The sequence below is a fragment of the Amycolatopsis sp. SID8362 genome, assembly GCF_010550475.1.
Classification (GTDB): domain Bacteria; phylum Actinomycetota; class Actinomycetes; order Mycobacteriales; family Pseudonocardiaceae; genus Amycolatopsis; species Amycolatopsis eburnea.
In genome coordinates this window covers 1-4,727 of the sequence record NZ_JAAGNB010001791.1, presented here as the reverse complement: position 1 = coordinate 4,727, position 4,727 = coordinate 1, and the positions used below count along the sequence as shown (strand labels likewise).

Below are 4,727 nucleotides of genomic sequence, written 5' to 3'. Positions count from 1 at the left end.
CGCACGTCGCGACCGCGTCGTCGCCGAGGACGGCTTCGAGCGCGGCGCCGTCCCGGCGGCGGCAGGCCGCGGCGAACCGGCGCACGGTCGCGTCATGCGGGTCGAGCACGGATTCCTCCCGCCGGCGGTCAGGCCGGGATCGGCACCGCCTTGTTCTTCTCGGGGTTGACCAGCCACAGCACCTGATCGATGCCCTCGGCGGTGGCGCCGACGGTGAGCAGGCCGTACTCGACGCCGTCCTGGAGGAGCACGGCGGACGTCTGCCCGTTCGTGGTCGCCCACCGCACTTCGACGTCGGCCCAGAACCAGCCGGAGATCGCCCGCAGGAACTTCGCCACCCGCACCGCGCCCACGACCGGCATGCGGGCGACACCCTTGCGGCCGTTGCCGTCGGACAGGCTGGTGACGTCCGGCGTGAAGAGCCGCTCCAGCTCGGCCATGTCACCGGACCGCGCGGCGGCGAGGAACGTGGTGAGCAGTTCCCGTTGCTCGGCCGCGGGCACCGACTCGCGCCGCTCGCCCTTGAGGTGCTTGCGGGCGCGGCTGACGAGCTGGCGCACCGCGGCTTCGGTCGAGGAGAGGATGCCGGCGATTTCCGCGTAGGAGTAGTCGAAGGCTTCCCGGAGCACGTAGGCCGCGCGTTCGCCGGGGGTGAGCTTCTCCATCAGCAGCAGGGCCGCGAACTCCAGTGCCTCCCCGCGCTCGGCGCCGAGGTACGGATCAGCGGCGGTGTCGACCGGTTCGGGCAGCCACGGCCCGATGTAGGTCTCCCGCCGCTTCCGCGCCGACTGCAGGACGTTGATGGCCAGCCGGGTCGTGGTGGTGGCGAGGAAGGCTTCCGGACTGGCCACTGTGGACCGGTCGTACGCCTGCCACCGCAGCCAGACCTCCTGCACCAGGTCCTCGGCCTCGGTGGCGCTGCTGAGCATGCGGTAGGCGATCCCGAACAGGCGCGGCCGCAGCCGCGTGAAGACCGCCGTGGCCGCTTCGAGCCCGTCCACGCCGCCGGGTTCGGCACCCACCCCGGAATCCGCCACCACACGTCCCCTCGTCGTCGCCCGGCCCCACTCTACGAGACCGGCTCCCGGGGCCCCGTCACTTCGCCGGCGGCGGGTTCAGCGGGAGCCAGTCGGCGAACCGGGTGTCGGCAAGTCGCGCGTCGGGGCCGGGCAGGAGCATGTCCTTGTCCAGCAGGGCGCCGAAGTAGCGTGCGTCCGGGTCGGTGATGACCTCGCGGGGGTCGCCGCGGAAGGCCAGGCCGGTGCGGATCAGCTCGTCGAGGCCGAACTGCTCGGGACCGGCGACCTCGACGGTGCCGTTCAGCGGTGCGCCGGCGGCGACCCGGCCGACCGCGGTGGCCACGTCGTCGGCCGCCATGGGCTGGATGCGGGCGTCCGACAGGCGCACGGTGTTCCCCTCGGCCGCCGCCTGGGCGATGCTGCCCACGAACTCGAAGAACTGCGTGGCGTGCACGATCGAGTACGGCCGTCCGGACTCCTTGATCAGCTTCTCCTGCGTGATCTTCGCGCGGAAGTAGCCGCTTTCGGTGAGCCGTCCGGTGCCGACGACCGACAATGCGACGTGGTGCTCCACCCCGGCTTTCTCCCCGGCGGCGAGCAGGTTCCCGGTGGAGGTGCGGAAGAACTCCAGCACGGCGTCATCGGCGAAGGAGGGGGAGTTCGAGACGTCGACCAGGACCTGGGCACCGTCGAGTACCTCGGCCAGCCCTTCGCCGGTCAGGGTGTTGACGCCCGAGTCGGGTGAGGCGGGGACCGCTTCGTGGCCGTGCGCGGTCAGTTTCCGGACGAGCTTCGAGCCGATGAGCCCGCTGCCGCCGATCACGACGATCTTCATGAGGTGCCTTCTCCTCCCGCGTCCCGGCCGCTCCGGGACGTCGTTCGCCAGCAAGGACCGGACGGGCCCGGAGTTTGTGACAGCGGGCGTGTCACAAACCGCGGCGGCGTCCGGTCCTGTCTGGCGACACCGACCCGATGAACCGGAGCACCGCATGGACACGATCGACGATCTCCGCCGCCACCTGCAGTGGGCGATCGAGCTCGAGCACGCGACGATCCCGCCCTACCTGTGCGCGCTGTACTCGCTGGACGCCGCCCGCAACCCCCGAAGCCACCCAGGTCGTGGGCACGGTCCTCGCCGAGGAGATGATCCACCTGGCACTGGCCGCGAACCTGCTCAACGCCGTCGGCGGCTCGCCGAAGCTCGACACGCCGGACCTGCTGCCGCCGTACCCGCACCCGCTGCCCCACGGCGACCGGTCGGTGCACGTCCACCTGGCCCCGTTCGGGCCCGAGGCGCTGGAGCTGTTCCTGCGCATCGAGCAGCCGGCGTCGGCGGACGCGCCACCGCAGGACGACGAGTACCGCACGATCGGGCAGTTCTACGCCGCCATCGAGGCCGGCTTCCGTGCCCTGTGTGACAAGCTCGGCGAAGAGCAGGTATTCACCGGCGACCCGGCCCGCCAGATCGGCGAGCTCCACCTCCGCGGCGGCGGTGGCGAGGTGCTTCCGGTCCACGACCTGAAGTCCGCCTTGGCCGCGCTGGCGGAGATCGTCGAGCAGGGCGAGGGCGCCGCGCGCACCGACGTGTGGGACGGCGACCGCGACGTCTTCCACCCCGAGCGCGAGGAAGTCGCGCACTACTACCGGTTCCAGGAGCTGAAGCTGGGCCGCCGCTACCGGACCGGCGACACGCCGCAGTCGGGCCCGACCGGCGAGGAGATCGCGGTCGACGTCGACGGCGTGCTGCCGATGCGGCCCAACCCGCGGACGGCCGATTACCCGTCGGGCAGCCCCATCCGGGTCGCGCAGGAGGAGTTCAACCAGACCTACAGCCTGCTGCTCTTCCAGCTGGAGGAGGCGTTCACCGGCAGCCCGAACGGGATGATGGCCGCGGTCGGCACGATGTTCGCCCTGCGCAAGCAGGCGCTCGCGTTGATGAAGCTGCCCACCGGGGACGGGAGGACGACCGCGGGACCGACCTTCGAGTACGTGCCGCCGGAGCGGCGGAACTGATGCTGAGGATTCACCCTCAGGGCTGGGCAAAGTCGCACCGGGTGGGTCGGCGGTGTCTTGAATGAGTCATTCAGGACCTCCGAAGACCTGAATGACTCATTCAAGACGTCAGCGAAGCCGCCGAGCGAGCCGCCGCAACTGTGCCGGACTTTGGTCCGGCAATTAGTGAAGCCGGGGCAAGGTGGGCTGAAGAGGACTTTCCTGCGATGTGCCGCGACTCTAGGCTGCACCCTCGTGAGCTACGACCTCTACCTGTGGGCCGATCCCAACCCGGTGACGGCCGAGCAGGCCAGGGACATCTTCGAGCGGCTGGCCGGCGGCGACGACAGCGCGACGGCGCCGGCCGCGGGGCCGCTCGAATTCGCCGCGGAGCTGGTCAAGCACTTCCCGCGGCTCGAGGACCTCGCCGACGCCGACGACTCGCCGTGGAACATGAGCCCGGATGCCACGGAGCGCGGGGTGATCCTCTGCATGGGCCTGTCCCGGGTCGCCGAAGCGGGTCCGCGCATCGACGAGCTGGCGGATCGGTACGGCCTGGTCTGCTACGACCCGTCGACCCGGCAGGTCCGCCACCCGGCTTGACCCGCGCGCCTGCCGGGGCATGACTTTTCCGCATACCTGATCTGCTGACATTTCACTTTTCGCATGATCAGCCCGGACCTAGCGTGGTGTCATGACACCGAAAGTCGCCCTGGTCACCGGGGCCACCCAAGGCCTCGGCCGGGCTCTCGTCGAAGGGCTCGCCCGGCGCTGGTCCGCCGAGGACATCGTCTACTTGACCGGTCGCGACGCCCGGCGCGTCGCCCAAGCCGTCGAGGCCCTCCCCGTCCAAGTCCGCGGCGAGGTCCTCGACGTCGCCGATCCGCACGCGCCGGCCCGGCTCGCCGAAGTGCTGGCGGACCGGCACGGCGGGGTCGACGTCGTGTTCGGCAACGCCGTCATGCGGGTCGGGCCCGACGACGACCCCCGCGCGATCGTCGAGGAGTACGCCGAGGTGAACAACTTCGGCACCACCCGGCTGCTGCGGGCGTTCGCGCCGCTGCTGCGGGACGGCGGCCGGTTCCTCGTCGTGGCCAGCTCGTTCGGCACGCTGCGGCACCTGGCGCCGGCACTGCACGACCGGTTCGCCGAACTGTCCTCTTTGGACGAAGTGGACAAGCAGGTGGCCGCTTGGCGTGACGCGGTCGAGGACGGCAGCGCGCGCGGTGGTGACTGGCCGGGGTTCGTCAACATCCCGTCCAAGATCGGCCAGGTCGCGGCCGTGCGCGCGCTCGCCGCCGGGCGCCGGGACGACGACCTGGCGCGCGGGATCCTGCTCGCCGCCGTCTGCCCGGGGATGATGAACACCCCGACGTCGGCGCTGTGGTGGGACGTGCGCGACGCGCCGAGCCCCGCCCAGGCGGCGGACGTGCTGCTGGACCTCGTGTCGGCGCCCCTCGACCCCGCTCAGTACGGCGAGCTGATCCGGGACGGCGCGGTCCTGCCCTGGCGGTGACCGGGCGCCGTGCGACGATCTGGGGAGAACCCGGACCCGAACGAAGGAGCCTCAGGCCTTGCCGTTGGTGCACGCTCTGTGGTCGCCGGGCCGGGGTCTGCTGCTCTGGGCGGAGCACGACCGGGTCGCGGCCGGCCCGGCGAGCCGTCCGGCGCGGCTCGCGCGGTCGCACCCGTTCGCCGTCTCCAGCGCGAGCCTGA

Annotated in this window: 5 protein-coding genes and 1 pseudogene; 4 read left to right on the top strand and 2 right to left on the bottom strand. The window is 71.5% G+C overall.

From position 1 onward, the window contains the following. Positions 1 to 128: 128 nt before the first annotated feature. Positions 129 to 1,022, bottom strand: a complete 894-nt coding sequence (locus tag G3I65_RS54850) for an RNA polymerase sigma-70 factor (RefSeq protein WP_309236120.1) — start codon at positions 1,020 to 1,022, stop codon at positions 129 to 131. 73 nt (positions 1,023 to 1,095) lie between these two features. Further along, positions 1,096 to 1,854 (bottom strand): SDR family oxidoreductase, encoded by a 759-nt coding sequence (locus tag G3I65_RS54845; protein WP_160704405.1) that lies wholly within the window; start codon positions 1,852 to 1,854, stop codon positions 1,096 to 1,098. On the opposite strand from G3I65_RS54845, the pseudogene G3I65_RS59225 reads away from it, so the two are divergent. The 4 genes and pseudogenes from G3I65_RS59225 to G3I65_RS54830 all read left to right on the top strand — a co-directional run. Continuing rightward, positions 1,820 to 2,083, top strand: a pseudogene (locus tag G3I65_RS59225) (hypothetical protein); the annotation flags it as partial. The gene G3I65_RS54845 and the pseudogene G3I65_RS59225 sit on opposite strands and share 35 nt — an antisense overlap. Positions 2,084 to 2,138: 55 nt before the next feature. Further along, on the top strand, positions 2,139 to 3,032 hold the full coding sequence (locus tag G3I65_RS54840; protein WP_309236119.1) for a ferritin-like protein: 894 nt from the start codon (positions 2,139 to 2,141) through the stop codon (positions 3,030 to 3,032). 234 nt (positions 3,033 to 3,266) lie between these two features. After that, positions 3,267 to 3,614 carry a hypothetical protein gene (locus tag G3I65_RS54835; protein WP_160704403.1) on the top strand — a complete coding sequence of 116 codons (348 nt, stop codon included), beginning with the start codon at positions 3,267 to 3,269 and terminating at the stop codon, positions 3,612 to 3,614. 91 nt (positions 3,615 to 3,705) lie between these two features. After that, positions 3,706 to 4,527 carry an SDR family NAD(P)-dependent oxidoreductase gene (locus tag G3I65_RS54830; protein WP_160704401.1) on the top strand — a complete coding sequence of 274 codons (822 nt, stop codon included), beginning with the start codon at positions 3,706 to 3,708 and terminating at the stop codon, positions 4,525 to 4,527. The last annotated feature ends 200 nt before the right edge of the window (positions 4,528 to 4,727 follow it).

What these genes read in the sequence shown, in the direction of transcription:
- G3I65_RS54830 (WP_160704401.1), top strand. Translation starts at nt 3,706, where the DNA reads ATGACACCGAAAGTCGCCCTGGTCACCGGGGCCACCCAAGGCCTCGGC.
- G3I65_RS54845 (WP_160704405.1), bottom strand. Translation starts at nt 1,854, where the DNA reads ATGAAGATCGTCGTGATCGGCGGCAGCGGGCTCATCGGCTCGAAGCTC.